13 protein-coding genes are annotated in these 17,236 nt (G+C 71.1%); 7 read left to right on the plus strand and 6 right to left on the minus strand.

The annotated features are described in order from the left end of the window. Positions 1-153 precede the first annotated feature (153 nt). The 3 genes from ACWD68_RS24560 (at position 154) to ACWD68_RS24570 (ending at position 3,638) form a co-directional block, all read left to right on the plus strand. Positions 154-828 carry a TetR family transcriptional regulator gene (locus tag ACWD68_RS24560; RefSeq protein ID WP_451808587.1) on the plus strand — a complete coding sequence of 225 codons (675 nt, stop codon included), beginning with the start codon at positions 154-156 and terminating at the stop codon, positions 826-828. A gap of 226 nt (positions 829-1,054) precedes the next feature. Beyond that, complete coding sequence (locus tag ACWD68_RS24565) at positions 1,055-1,294, plus strand: heavy-metal-associated domain-containing protein (protein WP_451808588.1); 240 nt, start codon at positions 1,055-1,057, stop codon at positions 1,292-1,294. A 91-nt stretch (positions 1,295-1,385) separates the two neighbouring features. Beyond that, positions 1,386-3,638 (plus strand): heavy metal translocating P-type ATPase, encoded by a 2,253-nt coding sequence (locus ACWD68_RS24570; protein WP_451808589.1) that lies wholly within the window; start codon positions 1,386-1,388, stop codon positions 3,636-3,638. Positions 3,639-4,221: 583 nt separating this feature from the next. Here ACWD68_RS24570 and ACWD68_RS24575 read toward each other — a convergent pair. From ACWD68_RS24575 to ACWD68_RS24595, 5 genes are all read right to left on the minus strand, one after another. Further along, entirely contained in the window at positions 4,222-5,511 is a 1,290-nt protein-coding gene (locus ACWD68_RS24575; RefSeq protein ID WP_451808590.1) for a citrate synthase, read from the minus strand. A gap of 308 nt (positions 5,512-5,819) precedes the next feature. Beyond that, positions 5,820-8,075, minus strand: coding sequence for an SF1B family DNA helicase RecD2 (recD2, locus tag ACWD68_RS24580; RefSeq protein ID WP_451808591.1), 2,256 nt, complete (start codon positions 8,073-8,075; stop codon positions 5,820-5,822). A 272-nt stretch (positions 8,076-8,347) separates the two neighbouring features. Continuing rightward, on the minus strand, positions 8,348-9,178 hold the full coding sequence (locus tag ACWD68_RS24585; protein ID WP_451808592.1) for a sugar phosphate isomerase/epimerase family protein: 831 nt from the start codon (positions 9,176-9,178) through the stop codon (positions 8,348-8,350). Beyond that, complete coding sequence (locus ACWD68_RS24590) at positions 9,175-10,332, minus strand: dihydrodipicolinate synthase family protein (RefSeq protein ID WP_451808593.1); 1,158 nt, start codon at positions 10,330-10,332, stop codon at positions 9,175-9,177. Before ACWD68_RS24590 ends, ACWD68_RS24585 begins: the two co-directional genes overlap by 4 nt. Then, on the minus strand, positions 10,329-11,480 hold the full coding sequence (locus ACWD68_RS24595; RefSeq protein ID WP_451808594.1) for a Gfo/Idh/MocA family protein: 1,152 nt from the start codon (positions 11,478-11,480) through the stop codon (positions 10,329-10,331). Before ACWD68_RS24595 ends, ACWD68_RS24590 begins: the two co-directional genes overlap by 4 nt. Positions 11,481-11,790: 310 nt before the next feature. On the opposite strand from ACWD68_RS24595, the gene ACWD68_RS24600 reads away from it, so the two are divergent. From ACWD68_RS24600 to ACWD68_RS24610, 3 genes are all read left to right on the plus strand, one after another. After that, entirely contained in the window at positions 11,791-12,840 is a 1,050-nt protein-coding gene (locus tag ACWD68_RS24600; protein ID WP_451808595.1) for a LacI family DNA-binding transcriptional regulator, read from the plus strand. A gap of 741 nt (positions 12,841-13,581) precedes the next feature. Beyond that, the gene (locus tag ACWD68_RS24605) at positions 13,582-14,517 is read left to right on the plus strand and encodes a bifunctional helix-turn-helix transcriptional regulator/GNAT family N-acetyltransferase (protein ID WP_451808596.1); all 936 of its coding nucleotides are present in this window, start codon (positions 13,582-13,584) and stop codon (positions 14,515-14,517) included. Between the two features lie 209 nt (positions 14,518-14,726). After that, positions 14,727-15,623: an MHYT domain-containing protein gene (locus ACWD68_RS24610; RefSeq protein WP_451808597.1), complete on the plus strand. Its 897-nt coding sequence runs from the start codon at positions 14,727-14,729 to the stop codon at positions 15,621-15,623. Here ACWD68_RS24610 and ACWD68_RS24615 read toward each other — a convergent pair. Beyond that, the gene (locus tag ACWD68_RS24615) at positions 15,604-16,230 is read right to left on the minus strand and encodes an RBBP9/YdeN family alpha/beta hydrolase (RefSeq protein WP_451808598.1); all 627 of its coding nucleotides are present in this window, start codon (positions 16,228-16,230) and stop codon (positions 15,604-15,606) included. The genes ACWD68_RS24610 and ACWD68_RS24615 overlap by 20 nt on opposite strands. A 50-nt stretch (positions 16,231-16,280) precedes the next feature. On the opposite strand from ACWD68_RS24615, the gene ACWD68_RS24620 reads away from it, so the two are divergent. After that, entirely contained in the window at positions 16,281-17,216 is a 936-nt protein-coding gene (locus ACWD68_RS24620; RefSeq protein ID WP_451808599.1) for a LysR family transcriptional regulator, read from the plus strand. The last annotated feature ends 20 nt before the right edge of the window (positions 17,217-17,236 follow it).

Genomic DNA, 17,236 nt, shown 5'->3' on the forward strand with positions numbered 1-17,236 from the left:
CCTTCACCGTGACCCTGGTGACCGCACTCGTGCAGGCAGCATGGATCGCCCATTGCCATAGAATGGCAAACACGAGTCGTCGCTCGCGTTTTTCAAGAATGCGAGCGACCACTCGCGTTTGTCAATCGCGTCCCGAGAAGCTGGGGATAACCCGTGCCGGATAAGCAGCAGACCGAGGAGTCACCGACGCGGCAGCAGCGCGCCGAGAACAAGCCGCGCCGCCGTCAGGCCCGTGGCGAGCGCCGCATCGCCCAGCTCCTGGAGGCGGCGGCCTCGGTGTTCTGCCAGTCCGGCTACACGGCGGCGAGCACGAACGCCATCGCGCGCGAGGCCGGCGTCTCGCCCGGCACGCTCTACCAGTTCTTCCCGAACAAGGAGGCCATCGCGGTCGGCCTCGGCGACCAGCTGCTGGAGCACTGGGCCCGGTCGCACGGACAGGCGCTCACGCCGGAGAACATCGGCCTCCCGCTGGACCGGATGCTCGACGCGGTCCTCGACCCGCTGATCGCGTTCAACGTCGAGAACCCGGCCTTCGCCGTCCTGATGCACGGCCCCGACACCCCGGGACCGATCGTCGAGGAGATCGGCAGCGTGCACTGCGCCCTCCTCGCCCGCGTCGAGGAGATGATCTCGACCCGCCTGCCGGACCTCCCGCCCGACGAGCGCACCCGCACGGCGAACATGACGCTGCACCTCTTCAAGGCCGGGCTCACCCTGATCATGTCCCACGAGGGCGCCGAGCGTGATGCCTACATCGCGGAGCTGAAGACGGTCATGCACCGCTACCTGGAGCCGCTCCTCGGGCACGAGCGCCCCGTCGGCCACTGAGCCACGCCGGACGCGCCGGACATCGACGGCACCAGCACTCCCGCCCGCGACATCGGGGACCTTTGCCATAGGGTTCGGACAAATCGATCGGGTCGAGCGCTCCCCGGGCCCGCTTGGATTAATACCCCCTAGGGGTATAGTGTGGTGACCATCGAGGAGAACCCTGGGTTCCCAGGGGTCCCTCCCCCACACGCACGCACCGGACGCCTCGACGAGGAGTAACGCCATGACCGCGCAGACCGACACCCCGGGTTCCGTCACCGCCGTCTACCAGGTGAGCGGGATGAGCTGCGGACACTGTGAAGGCTCTGTCAGCAGCGAGATCTCCGAGATCCCCGGGGTCAGCTCGGTGAAGGCCGTCGCCTCGACGGGCGAGGTCACCGTCGTCTCCGAGACCGCGCTCGACGAGAACGCCGTCCGCGCCGCGGTGGACGAGGCGGGCTTCGAGCTCGTCGGCCCGGCCTGAACGGACCCAGCAGCCCCTCTCCTCCGTACCGGGCCGTGCCGACCGGCTGATACCGGCTCCGCGCGGTCCGGCTCATTCCTGGAGCCGGACCATGACCACCGCAGCACCCGAGACACCCATAGGCACGGCCTCGGAGGTCGAGCTCTCCATCGGCGGGATGACCTGCGCCTCCTGCGCGGCCCGCGTCGAGAAGAAACTCAACCGGATGGACGGCGTCAGCGCCACCGTCAACTTCGCGACGGAGAAGGCCAAGGTCTCGTACCCCGTGGGGGTACAGGTCGCCGATCTGATCGCCACCGTGGTGAAGACGGGCTACACCGCCGAGGAACCCCCGCCGCCCGTGGCGCCCGTGGCACCCGAGGAGACGGCACCGCCGGCCGCCGACGATCCCGCAACGGCCGCGCTGCGCGGGCGTCTGACCGTCTCCGCGCTGCTCGCCCTGCCCGTCGTCCTCATGTCGATGATCCCGGCCCTGCAGTTCGACAACTGGCAGTGGCTCTCGCTGACGCTCGCCGCCCCCGTCGTGGTCTGGGGCGGGCTGCCCTTCCACCGGGCCGCCCTGACGAACGCGCGGCACGGCGCGGCCACCATGGACACCCTGGTCTCGGTCGGCACGCTCGCCGCGTTCGGCTGGTCCCTGTGGGCGCTGTTCTTCGGCGACGCGGGGATGCCGGGCATGCGGCACGGCTTCGAACTCACCGTCTCCCGTACGGACGGGGCGTCCACGCTCTACCTCGAGGTCGCCGCGGGCGTCATCGCGTTCATCCTGCTCGGCCGCTTCCTGGAGGCCCGCTCCAAGCGGCGCGCGGGGGCGGCGCTGCGGGCGCTGATGGAGCTCGGCGCCAAGGACGTCACCGTCCTGCGGGACGGCCGTGAGGTCCGCGTCCCCGTGGAACGGCTGGCGGTCGGCGACCGCTTCGTCGTACGGCCGGGCGAGAAGGTCGCCACCGACGGGACCGTGGTGGAGGGCGTGTCGGCCGTCGACGCGTCCATGCTGACCGGCGAGTCGGTGCCGGTGGACGTGACCGTCGGGGACACCGTCACCGGTGCGACCGTGAACGCCGGGGGCCGGCTCGTCGTCGAGGCCACCCGGATCGGCGCGGACACCCAGCTCGCGCGGATGGCCCGGCTCGTCGAGGACGCGCAGAACGGCAAGGCCGAGGTGCAGCGTCTCGCCGACCGGATCTCCGGGGTCTTCGTGCCCGTCGTGCTGCTCATCGCGATCGGCACCTTCGGGGCCTGGATCGCGGTCACCGGCGACACCGTCGCGGCCTTCACCGCCGCCGTCGCGGTGCTGATCATCGCCTGCCCGTGCGCGCTCGGCCTGGCCACCCCGACCGCCCTGATGGTCGGCACCGGCCGCGGCGCCCAGCTCGGCATCCTCATCAAGGGGCCCGAGGTCCTGGAGTCCACGCGCCGCGTCGACACCGTCGTCCTGGACAAGACCGGCACGGTGACCACGGGACGTATGAGCCTCCACGAGGTGTACGTCGCCGACGGCACCGCCGAGAAGGACGTCCTGCGCCTCGCCGGAGCCCTGGAACACGCCTCGGAGCATCCGATCGCCCGGGCGATCGCGGCAGGCGCTCAGGAGCGCGTCGGCGGCCTTCCGGTACCGGAACACTTCGAGAACGTGCCCGGCCGCGGCGTACGCGGGCGGGTGGACGGCCACGACATCACCGTCGGCCGGTTCCCGGACGCGCTTCCGAAGGTGCTTGCACGCGCGAAGAGCGCGGCCGAGACGGAGGGCCGCACGGCGGTCGTGGTCGCCCGGGACGGCGCGGCGGTGGGTGTCCTGACCGTCGCCGACACGATCAAGGAGTCCAGCGCCGAGGCCGTACGGGAGCTGCGCGCCCTCGGGCTCACGCCGGTGCTGCTGACCGGGGACAACCGGGCGGTCGCCGAGGCCGTGGCGCGGGCGGTCGGCATCGACTCCGCCGAGGTGATCGCCGAGGTGCTGCCCGAGGACAAGGTCGCCGTGGTGCGACGGCTCCAGGGCGAGGGGCGGACCGTCGCGATGGTCGGCGACGGGGTGAACGACGCGGCCGCGCTCGCCACCGCCGATCTGGGCCTCGCGATGGGCACGGGGACGGACGCGGCGATCGAGGCGAGCGATCTGACGCTGGTGCGCGGCGACCTGCGGGTGGCCGCGGACGCGATCCGGCTGGCGCGCAGCACCCTGTCGACGATCAAGGGAAACCTGGTCTGGGCCTTCGGCTACAACGTGGCGGCACTGCCGCTGGCCGCGGCGGGCCTGCTCAACCCCATGATCGCGGGGGCGGCGATGGCCTTCTCGTCGGTGTTCGTGGTCACGAACAGCCTTCGACTCAGAGCATTCTCGTGACGACGATGTATGAGTCCCCCTAGAGTCCAACGGGAGCCTCACATAAGCTCTTCACAAGGCTCGCGCATCTTCCTTACGCTTGGTTCTCGATTCCCATATCGGGGCTCTTGCCTATCTTCAGGACATATGCAAGAGACACAGATCACAGTGATGTGAACGTAACCATCGAAGGGGTTCGTCGGTCTAAGTTTGGCGATGTCAGAAGCGTCTTGGGGGGCGTGACTGGCATCTGGGGATGTCTTGGGGGACGTTCCCGGAAATTGCGTCGCCGGGGCACGTACACCGGGGAGCTTTGAGCGGCCCTCCCGATCCGTACGCGTCCCGGCAGATCGCACCGCACCACCGCAGTACAGCGAGCTCCGCTCGCTCGGCTCACCGTCGGCCCCGTGCCGGCACACAGCGATTCAGGCGCTGTCCCACAGACGCCCGGCCGGATCCCGTGGGGGGAATCCGCACCGGGACAGGAAAGCGCCCTGACTGCCGGCCCGTGGGGGGACCAGTAGCAGGGCGCTTTCCGTTTTTCTGCCTCCGTACGAGATCGCCGGGCCCCGCGTACGGGACCCGGCGATGTGTCGTGCAGGCGTCAGCGAGCCTCGACCGGCACGAAGTCGCGCTCGACGACACCCGTGTAGATCTGACGCGGGCGGCCGATGCGGGAGCCGGGCTCCTTGATCATCTCGTGCCACTGCGCGATCCATCCCGGCAGCCGGCCGAGGGCGAACAGGACCGTGAACATCTCGGTCGGGAAGCCCATGGCGCGGTAGATCAGGCCGGTGTAGAAATCGACGTTCGGGTAGAGGTTGCGCGAGACGAAGTAGTCGTCGGAGAGCGCGTGCTCCTCCAGCTTGAGGGCGATGTCCAGCAGCTCGTCGGACTTGCCGAGAGCGGAGAGGACATCGTGCGCCGCCGCCTTGATGATCTTGGCGCGCGGGTCGAAGGACTTGTACACCCGGTGGCCGAAGCCCATCAGGCGGACGCCGTCCTCCTTGTTCTTCACCTTGCGGATGAAGGAGTCGACATCGCCGCCGTTGGCCTGGATGCCCTCGAGCATCTCCAGGACGGACTGGTTGGCGCCGCCGTGCAGCGGGCCCCACAGGGCGGAGATGCCGGCGGAGATCGAGGCGAACATGTTCGCCTGCGAGGAGCCGACCAGACGCACGGTGGACGTCGAACAGTTCTGCTCGTGGTCCGCGTGCAGGATGAGCAGCTTGTCGAGCGCGGAGACGACGACCGGGTCGAGCTCGTACTCCTGGGCGGGGACCGAGAAGGTCATGCGCAGGAAGTTCTCGACGTACCCGAGGTCGTTGCGCGGGTAGACGAAGGGGTGGCCGATCGACTTCTTGTAGGCATACGCCGCGATCGTCGGAAGCTTGGCGAGCAGCCGGATCGTGGAGAGGTTGCGCTGCTTCTCGTCGAACGGGTTGTGGCTGTCCTGGTAGAAGGTCGACAGCGCCGAGACGACCGAGGACAGCATCGCCATCGGGTGGGCGTCGCGAGGGAAGCCCCTGTAGAAGTTCTTGACGTCCTCGTGCAGCAGGGTGTGCTGGGTGATCTCGTTCTTGAAGGTGGAGAGCTCGTCGACGTTCGGAAGCTCACCGTTGATCAGCAGGTAGGCCACCTCCAGGAAGGTGGAACGCTCGGCCAGCTGCTCGATCGGGTAGCCGCGGTACCGGAGGATGCCCTGCTCACCGTCGAGATAGGTGATCGCGGATTTATAGGCGGCGGTATTGCCGTACCCGCTGTCCAGAGTCACCAGACCGGTCTGGGCCCGGAGCTTGCCGATGTCGAAGCCCTTGTCGCCGACGGTGCTGTCGATCACCGGGTAGGTGTACTCGCCATCGCCGAACCGCAGTACTACAGAGTTGTCGCTCACGTCATCCCTCACCGACGTTGTGCCTCTTCTTCGAGGTGCCCTGACTGTCTCTACCATCCCCCATTTGGCCCTGGAGAGTGCACTCGGGGTCGACCATTGGGCCTACTGGCGGCACTCAGTGCCGCCAACCTGCTCATCCTGCCCCGTCCGTCCAGCATCTGGAAGTGCTCTGTGACCTTCATGACTCATTTGATCGATCATTTTTTGTGACGGGGCGTGTCCCGCGCCCGAAAGGCCCCGTTCGGCGCCCGGACGGGCCCGGTCCGCACCCCGGACGGCCTTGGTCCACACCGCCGGACACCCTTGGTTCATGAGCCGGACAGCCGGAAGTCCAGGGCCGTGCACCGGCGTCCCGCTGACACCGTACGCACCGCCTGGCCTATCGCCTTGCGTGAACCGACGAGGACGACCAGCTTCTTGGCCCGGGTGACGGCCGTGTAGAGCAGATTGCGCTGGAGCATCATCCACGCGCCCGTGGTCACCGGGATCACCACCGCCGGGTACTCGCTGCCCTGGGAGCGGTGGATGGTCACTGCGTAGGCGTGGGCGAGTTCGTCGAGTTCGTCGAATTCGTACGGCACCTCCTCGTCCTCGTCCGTCCGCACCGTCAGGCGCTGCTCGACCGCGTCGAGCGAGGTGACGACGCCCACGGTGCCGTTGAAGACGCCGTTCTCGCCCTTCTCGTAGTTGTTGCGGATCTGGGTGACCTTGTCCCCGACCCGGAAGACCCGGCCGCCGAACCGCTTCTCGGCGAGGTCGGGGCGGCCGGGGGTGATGGCCTGCTGGAGCAGGCCGTTGAGGTGGCCCGCGCCGGCCGGGCCCCGGTGCATGGGAGCGAGGACCTGGATGTCCCGGCGCGGGTCGAGCCCGAACTTGGCCGGAATCCGCCGGGCCGCCACGTCCACGGTGAGCCGCCCCGCCTCCTCGGTGTCGTCCTCGACGAACAGGAAGAAGTCCTTCATACCGTCGGTGAGCGGGTGCTGTCCGGAGTTGATCCGGTGCGCGTTGGTCACCACCCCGGACTGCTGGGCCTGGCGGAAGACCCGGGTGAGGCGGACCGCCGGGACCGGGCCGCGGTCGGCGAGCAGATCGCGCAGCACCTCGCCCGCACCGACGCTCGGCAGTTGGTCGACGTCGCCGACGAAGAGCAGATGGGCGCCCGGGGCCACCGCCTTGACCAGCTTGTTGGCGAGGAGGAGGTCGAGCATGGAGGCCTCGTCGACCACCACCAGGTCGGCGTCCAGCGGGCGGTCCTTGTCGTAGGCCGCGTCGCCGCCCGGCTTGAGCTCCAGGAGCCGGTGCACGGTGGAGGCCTCGGCCCCGGTCAGCTCGGCGAGCCGCTTGGCGGCACGGCCGGTGGGCGCGGCGAGGACCACCTTGGCCCCCTTGGCGCGGGCCAGCTCCACGATCGAGCGGACCGTGAACGACTTGCCGCAGCCCGGGCCTCCGGTGAGCACGGCGACCTTCTCGGTGAGCGCGAGCCGGACCGCCGCCTCCTGCTCGGGGGCCAGCTCCGCGCCCGTACGCCCCTTCAGCCATGCCAGGGCCCTGTCCCAGGCCACGTCGTGGAAGCCGGGCATCCGGTCACGGTCGCTGCGCAGCAGGCGCAACAGCTGTGCGGAGAGCGAGAGTTCCGCGCGGTGGAAGGGGACCAGGTAGACGGCCGTCACCGGGTCTCCGCCGTCCGGGCCGGGGACCTTCTCCCGTACGACACCGGGGTCCTCGCCCTCTTCCGCGGGCGCCGCCAGCTCGGCCAGGCACTCGATGACCAGGCCCGTGTCGACCTGGAGCAGCTTCACCCCGTCCGCGATCAGCCGTTCCTCGGGGAGGTAGCAGTGGCCCTGGTCGGTGGACTGCGACAGGGCGTACTGAAGGCCGGCCTTCACGCGCTCCGGGCTGTCGTGCGGGATGCCGACGGACTGGGCGATCTTGTCGGCGGTGAGGAAGCCGATGCCCCAGACGTCGGACGCCAGGCGGTAGGGCTGGTTCTTCACGACCGAGATCGACGCGTCGCCGTACTTCTTGTAGATGCGGACCGAGATGGAGGTGGACACCTCGACGGTCTGGAGGAAGAGCATGACCTCCTTGATCGCCTTCTGCTCCTCCCAGGCGTCGGCGATCCTCCCGGTGCGCTTGGGCCCGAGTCCCGGGACCTCGATGAGCCGCTTCGGCTCCTCCTCGATGATCCGCAGGGTGTCCAGCCCGAAGTGCTGGGTGATGCGGTCGGCGAAGACCGGGCCGATGCCCTTGACCAGGCCGGAGCCGAGATAACGGCGGATGCCCTGGACCGTGGCCGGGAGCACCGTCGTGTAGTTCTCCACCGTGAACTGCTTGCCGTACTGCGGGTGGGAGCCCCAGAGTCCCTCCATGCGCAGGGACTCGCCGACCTGGGCGCCGAGAAGCGATCCGACGACGGTGAGCAGATCACCGGCGCCCCGGCCGGTGTCCACCCGGGCGACCGTGTATCCGTTCTCCTCGTTGGCGTACGTGATGCGTTCGAGCACGCCTTCCAGCGTGGCCAGTCGCCGCTCGCCGGTCTGGGCGGCCCCCGCCTGATTGGACATGATCCGACGGTACCGCCCGCCTCCGACAGCGCTCGGCCGCTGTGGACGAACAGGGGTGCCGTCGGTCCGGGCCGCCGCCCCGGGTCCGGTCGCGGCGCGGTCCGGTCGCGGCGCGCGAAAGCATTTCGAGGGGCCCGGTCCGTCGACCGGGCCCCTCGGCTTCCCCTCCTCATCAGAACCCCCGCGATCCCCCCGGATCCCCCTCCAGAAGTCCTGATGCCAAGTACGACCCGCGGAGTCGGGGAAGGGTTGCACGGACTTCTGAAGATTTTTTACCCGGCGTGTTCCACGAACCTCGCCGCCGTCTCGGCCAGCACCTCGCGCCCGTCCCGGGCCCACAGCGCGTCGTTGAAGAGTTCGACCTCGATGGGTCCGGCGTACCCCGCCGCCTCGACGTGGCCCCGCCACGCGCGGAAGTCGATCGAGCCGTCGCCGAGCTGGCCGCGGCCGTTCAGGACGCCCTCGGGAAGCGGGGTGGTCCAGTCGGCGAGCTGGAAGGTGTGGATGCGCCCGCCGGCCCCCGCGCGGGCGATCTGCGCGGGGGCCGTGTCGTCCCACCAGAGGTGGTACGTGTCGACGGTGACGCCCACCTGTTCCGCGGGGAAGCGTTCCGCGAGGTCCAGGGCCTGGGCGAGGGTGGAGACCACACAGCGGTCGGCGGCGTACATCGGATGGAGCGGTTCGATGGCCAGGCGCACGCCGCGGGAGGCCGCGTACGGGCCCAGCTCGGCGAGCGCGTCGGCGATGCGCTCGCGGGCGCCGTGCAGGTCCTTCGAGCCGGCCGGCAGACCGCCGGAGACCAGGACGAGGGCGTCGGTGCCGAGGGTCGCGGCCTCGTCGACGGCCGCCCGGTTGTCGTCCAGGGCACGCTGTCGCTCCCCCGGGTCGATCGCCGTGAGGAAGCCGCCCCGGCAGAGGGTGGTGACGGCCAGACCCGCGTCGTGGACGAGTTTCGCGGTGGCGTCGAGGCCGTACGTGCGCACGGGCTCGCGCCAGAGACCGACGCCCGGAACCCCCGTCTCCAGGCAGGCCTCGACTAGTTCGGGCATCGACAGCTGTTTGACCGTCATCTGGTTGACGGAGAATCGGGCGAGGCTGCTCATGAGGTCACTCCGTACAGGGCCAGCAGGGTCTTCATCCGTGACTCGGCGCGTTCCGGGTTCGGGAACAGGCCCAGTCCGTCGGCCAGTTCGTAGGCGCGCGCGAGGTGCGGCAGCGAGCGCGCCGACTGCAGGCCGCCCACCATCGCGAAGTGCTCCTGATGACCGGCGAGCCAGGCCAGGAGGACGACGCCCGTCTTGTAGAAGCGGGTCGGGGGCTGGAAGAGGTGGCGGGACAACTCGACGGTGGGGTCCAGGAGTTCGCGGAAGCCCTTGACGTCGCCCGTGTCCAGGACCCGTACCGCCCGCGCGGCCGCCGGACCGAGCGGGTCGAAGATGCCGAGCAGCGCGTGGCTGAAGCCCCGCTCGTCGCCCGCGATCAGCTCGGGGTAGTTGAAGTCGTCACCGGTGTAGCAGCGGACGCCGTCCGGGAGACGGCGGCGCAGCTCGACCTCCCGGCGGGCGTCCAGCAGAGAGATTTTGATGCCGTCCACCTTGTCCGGGTGGGCGGCGATCACCTCCAGGAACACCTCCGTCGCGTCGTCCAGGTCGGGCGACCCCCAGTAGCCCTCCAGCGCCGGGTCGAACATCGGGCCCAGCCAGTGCAGGATCACCGGGTCGGCGGCCTGGCGCAGGAGGTGGCCGTAGACGTCGAGATAGTCCTCGGGTCCGGTGGCGGCCGCGGCGAGCGCGCGGGAGGCCATCAGGATCGCCTGCGCGCCCGACTCCTCGACGAGGGCGAGCTGTTGCTCGTACGCGGCCCGCACCTCGTGGAGCGTGGCCGGGCCGGTGAGCTGGTCCGTTCCGACGCCGCAGGCGATCCGGCCGCCGACGGCCCGGGCCTCGGCCGAGGACCTCCGGACGAGTTCGGCCGCCCCGGCCCAGTCCAGGCCCATCCCCCGCTGGGCGGTGTCCATCGCCTCGGCGACACCGAGCCCGTGCGACCACAGGTGGCGCCGGAAGGCGAGCGTGGCGTCCCAGTCGACGGCGGCGGGCGCGTCGGGCGAGATGTCCGCGTACGGGTCGGCGACGACATGCGCGGCCGAGAAGACCTTGCGGGAGGTGAGGGGCGCGCCGTCGGGGAGGACGGCGAGGGGGTCGGTGCGCGGCTCGTAGGTCCGCAACCGGCCGTCGGTGCCCGGGAGCCGGATCGTCACAGCGCGATCTCCGGCACCTCGAGACGGCGGCCCTCGGCCGAGGACTTCAGGCCCAGCTCGGCGAGTTGCACACCGCGGGCACCGGCGAGGAGGTCCCAGCGGTAGGGGGCGTCGGCGTAGACGTGCCGCAGGAAGAGCTCCCACTGGGCCTTGAAGCCGTTGTCGAACTCGGCGTTGTCGGGGACCTCCTGCCACTGGTCACGGAAGGAGTAGGTGGCCGGGATGTCCGGGTTCCAGACCGGCTTGGGGGTTGAACTGCGGTGCTGGACGCGGCAGTTGCGCAGTCCGGCGACGGCCGATCCTTCCGTGCCGTCGACCTGGAACTCGACGAGCTCGTCGCGGTTGACGCGCACGGCCCAGGAGGAGTTGATCTGGGCGACCGCGCCGCCCTCCAGCTCGAAGATGCCGTAGGCGGCGTCGTCGGCGGTGGCGTCGTACGGCTTGCCCCCCTCGTCCCAGCGCTGCGGGACGTGGGTGGCGGTGAGCGCCTGCACGGAGGTGACGCGGCCGAAGAGCTCGTGCAGGACGTACTCCCAGTGCGGGAACATGTCGACGACGATGCCGCCGCCGTCCTCGGCGCGGTAGTTCCAGGAGGGGCGCTGGGCCTGCTGCCAGTCGCCCTCGAAGACCCAGTAGCCGAACTCCCCGCGGACGGACAGGATCCGCCCGAAGAAGCCGCCGTCGATGAGCCGCTTCAGCTTGAGCAGGCCGGGGAGGAACAGCTTGTCCTGGACGACGCCGTGCTTGATGCCGGCGGCGTGCGCGAGCCGGGCCAGTTCGAGGGCTCCGTCGAGGCCCGTGGCGGTCGGCTTCTCGGTGTAGACGTGCTTGCCCGCGGCGACGGCCTTCCTGATGGCCTCCTCGCGGGCGGACGTCACCTGGGCGTCGAAGTAGAGGTCGACGGCCGGATCGGCGAGGACCGCGTCCAGGTCCGTCGACCAGTGCTCGAGGCCGTGCCGCTCGGCGAGTTCCCTCAGGGCACGCTCGCGGCGGCCGACGAGGACCGGCTCGGGCCACAGCACGGTGCCGTCGCCGAGGTCGAGGCCGCCCTCGTCGCGCAGGGCGAGAATCGACCGGACGAGGTGCTGGCGGTAGCCCATGCGTCCCGTCACGCCGTTCATGGCGATACGCACCGTCTTGCGTGTCACGTCATTCCCTTCGTACGCGTCAGGCGCCGCGCACGCCGAACAGGTGAGCGTGACAGCAAGCGCTTTCTACTGCTGAGAAGCTAGCCTCTGTGCAGCGGTCTGGACAAGACCACCGCAAGGACGAGTTGTTCGAGGGGGCGAACAACTCGGGTCCGATGGCCGTATGGTCTGCACGGACCCTGGCCACGGGAAGCGGCGCACTCGGCCTTCGACTCCGTGTTCGACGCCGTACGACGAGGCATGACCAGGCACGACGACGTACGAGACGTACGAAGAGGTACGACGAGATGCGCGACCGGAGGACGACGAGATGACGGTGACCCTGGCGGACGTGGCGGCCCGCGCGCAGGTCTCTCCCGCGACGGTGTCGCGCGTGCTGAACGGGAACTATCCCGTGGCCTCCTCCACACGTGAGCGGGTGCTGCGCGCGGTGGACGAGCTGGACTATGTGCTGAACGGGCCCGCGAGCTCGCTGGCCGCGGCGACCTCCGACCTCGTCGGAATCCTGGTCAACGACATCGCCGACCCCTTCTTCGGGATCATGGCGGCCGCGATCCAGTCGGAGATCGGCGGTCCCGGGGGGCGCGCGGGCGGCGAACGGCTCGGCGTCGTGTGCAACACCGGCGGCTCCCCGGAGCGCGAACTCACCTACCTCACGCTGCTGCAGCGCCAACGCGCCGCCGCGGTCGTGCTGACCGGCGGGGCCATCGAGGACGCCGCCCACGCCACCGCCGTCGCCGCGAAGCTGCGCAGGCTGACGGAGGCGGGGACCCGGGTCGTGCTGTGCGGGCGGCCGCCCGCTCCGGAGGCACCGGAGGCCATCGCGCTCACCTTCGACAACCGCGGCGGCGGCAGGCAGCTCACCGGGCATCTGATCGGCCTCGGCCACCGGCGGCTCGGTTACATCGCGGGCCCCGAGGAACGCACGACGACCCGCCACCGTCTGGAGGGCCACCGCGCCGCGCTCGGCGCCCACGGCATCGAGGACGATCCGAGGCGCACGGTGCACGGCCGCTACGACCGCCGTTCCGGATACGAGGCGACGCTCGAACTCCTGCGCCGCGACCCGTCGTTGACGGCTGTCCTGGCCGCGAACGACACCGTGGCGCTGGGCGCGTGCGCGGCCCTGCGCGACTCGGGGCTGCGCATCCCGGACGACGTGTCCGTCGCGGGCTTCGACGATCTGCCGTTCAGCATCGACGCCGTGCCCGCCCTGACGACCGTGCGGCTGCCGCTCTCCGAGGCGGGCGCCCGCGCCGGGCGCATCGCCATGGGCCGCGAGGAGCCGCCGCCGGGCGGGATCGCGACGGTGCGCGGGGAGCTGATGGTGCGGGGCTCGACCGGGGCCCCCCGGGACTGACGTCCGGGGGTCCCGGGGTCCGGGGGTCCGGGGGTCCCGGGGTCCGGGGGTCCCGGGGTTCCCGAGAGCCGGGGTTCCCGAGAGCCGGGGTTCCCGGGGTTCGGGGGTCCGGGGGTCCCGAGGGCTGGGGGTCCCTGGGTTCGGGGGTCCGGGGTTCGGGGGTCCGGGGGTCCCGGGGTCCGGGGGTCCGGGGGTCCGGGGGTCCCGGGGTTCCCGAGAGCCGGGGTTTCCGAGAGCCGGGGTTCCCGAGAGCCGGGGTTCCCGGGGTTCGGGGGTCCGGGGGTCCCGAGGGCTGGGGTTCCCGAGAGGCCGGGGTTCCCGGGGTCCGGGGTTCCCGAGGGGTTGGAAGTATCCCGTTCCCGCCAGAAGTTCCTGAGGGCGCAGGCCCGCGTTCGCGTTCCTATCGCGTTCCTCGGGTTCCTCGGGTTCCCCGGGTTTCTCAGGGCTGAGGTGTGCCACCGCGCGGGTTCCGTTCAGAGCCGATGTGCGCCTACGGGGGCGGGCTCGGGGCTTTGCGCCTGCCGAAGAGGCCGGGAATCGGCGCGTCGGTGCAGGCCCCGGGGTGGCCCGGACGGCGGGGCGGGCCGGCCGTGGGGTGGGCGGAGGTTCGGTCGGGGCGGAGGGGTAGGCGGTGCGCGGTCGGGGGTTCTATGCTCGAGGCGGGCAATACCTCTGACTGAGTCAGTCATCCGGGCCGAACCGGCCGCCGCGACCATCCAGAGCCGACCTCCGGGGCCGATCATGACCGTCCAGGACATCCGCTCCTTCAACCGCTTCTACACGAACGTCATCGGCGCGCTCGACTACGGCCGCCATCTCTACGCGCCGTACACGCTGACAGAGTCCCGCGTCCTCTACGAGCTGGCGCACACGCCCCGGACGGACGCCGCCGACCTCCGGGCCGAACTCTCGCTGGACTCCGGCTACTTGAGCCGGATCCTGAACAGGTTCGAGCAGGACGGGCTGGTCGAGCGCACCGCGTCCGAGAAGGACCCGCGGCGTCGGCGGATCACGCTCACCACGCGCGGCCGGGAAGCCGCCGCGCTGCTCGACGAGCGGGCGCGCCGGACCGTGGCCTCCCTGCTGGAGACCGTGCCCCCCGCCGACCGGCCACGGCTCGCGGAGGCGATGCGCACGGTGCGGACGCTGCTGGGCGGCGGGCGGGCCGCGCCCGGCCGCGAGGACGTCGTCCTGCGCGAACCGGGCCCCGGCGACCTCGGCTGGATCGTGCAGCGCAACGCGGCGCTGTACGCGGCCGAGTACGGCTGGAACACCGACTACGAGGGCCTGGTCGCGAGGATCGTCGCCGACTTCGCCGAGGATCACGACCCCCACCTGGAGCGGGTGTGGATCGCCGAGCTCGACGGGCGGCCCGTCGGGTGCGTGATGTGCGTTCGGGACGACGCTCCCGGCACGGCCCGTCTGCGTCTGCTGCTCGTCGAGCCGGAGACACGGGGTCTCGGCGTCGGCGACCGTCTCGTCGGGGCCGTCACCGGCTTCGCGCGCGGCGTCGGCTACCACGACCTGGTCCTGTGGACCAACGACGTCCTCGCCGCCGCCCGCCGCCTGTACCAGCGCCACGGCTTCGTCCTGGTCGCCGAGAAGCCGCACCGTTCCTTCGGCGCGGATCTGGTGGGTCAGGACTGGCGGCTGGATCTGCGCGCCGACCCGGAGTGACGCGGCCCGGACGCCGGCCGGGGCGCGGACCTCCTCCGCGGCGCGGGTGGGCGTCCGCCGGGCCCGGGGCGTGAACATCTCACCCGCCTGCCGAGCGAAGCCGCATCACAGAATTAACTCAAATGCCTACTGTAAGTGACTGTCCACGCAACCTGGATGCGAGACCTTGCTCTCCTCAAGTAGCCCGTTCTCAGGGGGAGTTGGCATATATGCAAGGCACAGTGGACGGCTTCGGATACGGGGCGGTGACCCCGGTGGCCTCCTGTCTGATCGCCTGTCTGGGCAGTGCTCTGGGGCTGCGCTGCGTCGTCCGTTCCCTGAACAACCGGCAGTCGTGGAAGCCCGGTTGGCTGGCGCTGGGGACGACGACGATCGGCTGCGGCATCTGGACCATGCACTTCATCGCGATGACCGGCTTCCGCGTCCAGGGGATCGGGATCGACTACGACGTCCGTCTCGCGGCGCTCAGCCTCGTCGTGGCGATCGCGGTGGTCGGCGTCGGCGTCTTCACCGTGGGATACCGCGGCGCCACCAGCACCACCCTGACCGCCGCCGGGATCTTCACCGGACTCGGCGTGGCCGCCATGCACTACCTCGGCATGGCGGCACTCCAGCTGAACGGGTACCTCCGGTACGACTGGATCACGGTCGGGCTCTCCGTACTGATCGCGGTCGTCGCCGCGACCGCCGCGCTGTGGGCCGCCGCGTCGTACCGGGGCTTCCTGGCCGCCCTCGGCGCCAGTCTCCTCATGGGCATCGCCGTGACCGGCATGCACTACACCGGCATGGCGGCCCTCGACGTACACCTGCACGGCGCGACCGACGCGTCGTACATGACCGGGTCGTACGGCGGTGACTCGCCGGTCTCGATCCTGCTCCCCCTGCTCATCGGCCCGGTCGTCTTCCTGATCCTGGCCGGAGTGGTGGTGATGTTCGACCCCCAGCTCGTCCTCGGCGACGGGGACTGGAGCCGGGCGGCTTCGCGTCGGCGCCCTGTCGCGGCCACCACGCCCGAGAGCCCCGCGGCGCGCCCCCGGCACGCCGACTCCCTGTTCGATCCCCGGGACCGGCGGACGGGCCGGCACACTACCCCGCGCGGGCGGTGAGTTCCGCCGTCCCGTCGAGGCACCAGTCCAGCACGGCGGGCCACGGTCCGTACCCGGCGTCCAGGTCGAGGTGCGCGGCCCCGGGCAGCATCCGCGTCGGTACGCCCAGGGGGTCGCCGTAGACGGTGTCGGCGCCCGCGGGGCAGTAAGGGTCGTCGTCACCCGCGACCAGCAGGGTGGGGCCGGGAAGCGTGAAGTCCAGCCCGGTCAGGGCGAACGCGGCGATCTCCGGCAGCCCCGCGAGGACTGAGGCGGACGGCGGTGCGACGAGCAGCACCCGGTCGACGCCGGCCAGGCCCGGCAGCCCGCGGGCGGCCGCGTGCAGCCACAGCACGGCCGAGGCGCTGTGGGCGACGACCACCCGCTCGGCGCCGGCCAACGCGTCCAGATGGCGGGCCAGTTCCGCCAGCCACACCTCCAGGTCCGGGTCGTCGGGGTCCGGCAGCTGCGGATAGACGACGTGCTGGTTCAGCTCTCCGAGCCGGCCGGCGAGCCAGTGCTGCCAGTGGCCTTCCGGACGGTGGTTCTGCCAGCCGTGCAGGATCAGGAAGGCGCGCGGGCCTTCGGCGAGGTCATCGGTGTGGCGCGTGTTCAGGGGCGTGCTCATGGGCCGATGGTTTCCGGTTCCCGGCCTTTCGGTCCAGTTAATCTTTCCTGGTGGAACAGATAAGCGAGCCCTTCACCGTCGATCTGCGTCGCCTCACCGTGCTGCGCGAACTGCGGCGCCGGGGCAGTCTGGCCCGCACCGCGCAGGCCCTGCATCTGACGCCCTCGGCGGTCTCGCAGCAGATCGCCGCACTGGCCCGCGAGCTGGGCGCGCCGCTGACCGAGCGGGACGGCCGGGGCGTCCGACTGACCGGGCAGGCGCAGATCCTGCTGGCCCACGCCGATCTGATCGCCGCCCAACTGGAGCGGGCGCGCGCCGATCTGGCGGCCTACGACAGAGGCGGCCGCGGGTCGGTCACGATCGGCTGCTTCTCCAGCGGCGTCCTCGGCCTCCTCCCGGACGCGCTGACGGCACTGGCCGAGCGGCTCCCGCATGTCCGGATCGACGTCGTCGAGGCGCAGCCGCCGGACCTGTTCACGGCGCTGGACGCCGGGCAGCTCGACCTCGCCGTGGCCGTCGACTTCGCGGCCGCGCCCCCGCACACCGACCGGCGCTACCACCGCGTCGACGTGCTCCGGGACGTCCTGGATCTCGCCGTGCCGGCCGGCCACCGCCTCGCCGACCGCGAGCGGGTCGCGCTGCGGGAGCTCGCCACCGACCCCTGGATCGTGGGCGACGCGCGCAGTTGCTGCGGCGCGGTGACCCGCTCGGTCTGCGCCGCCGCCGGTTTCACGCCGGACATCCGGCACGCCGTGGACGACTGGGGCGCCCTGGCCGCCCTCGTCGAGGCGGGCCGGGGCGTGGCGCTGATCCCCCGGCTCGTCCGCCCGCTGTACGCCCACCGCCGGCTCGCCCTGCCGGCCACGGAGGGCACGCCACCGTCCCGTAACGTCTTCGCCGCCGTGCGCGCGGGCGCGGAGTCGGATCCGGTACTGACCGCCGTACGCGATCAACTGCGGGCCACGGCTGACGACTTGTTCGGGTGAGCGGCGCGCCGGAGGTGCCG

The organism is Streptomyces sp. NPDC005141, from assembly GCF_053599975.1.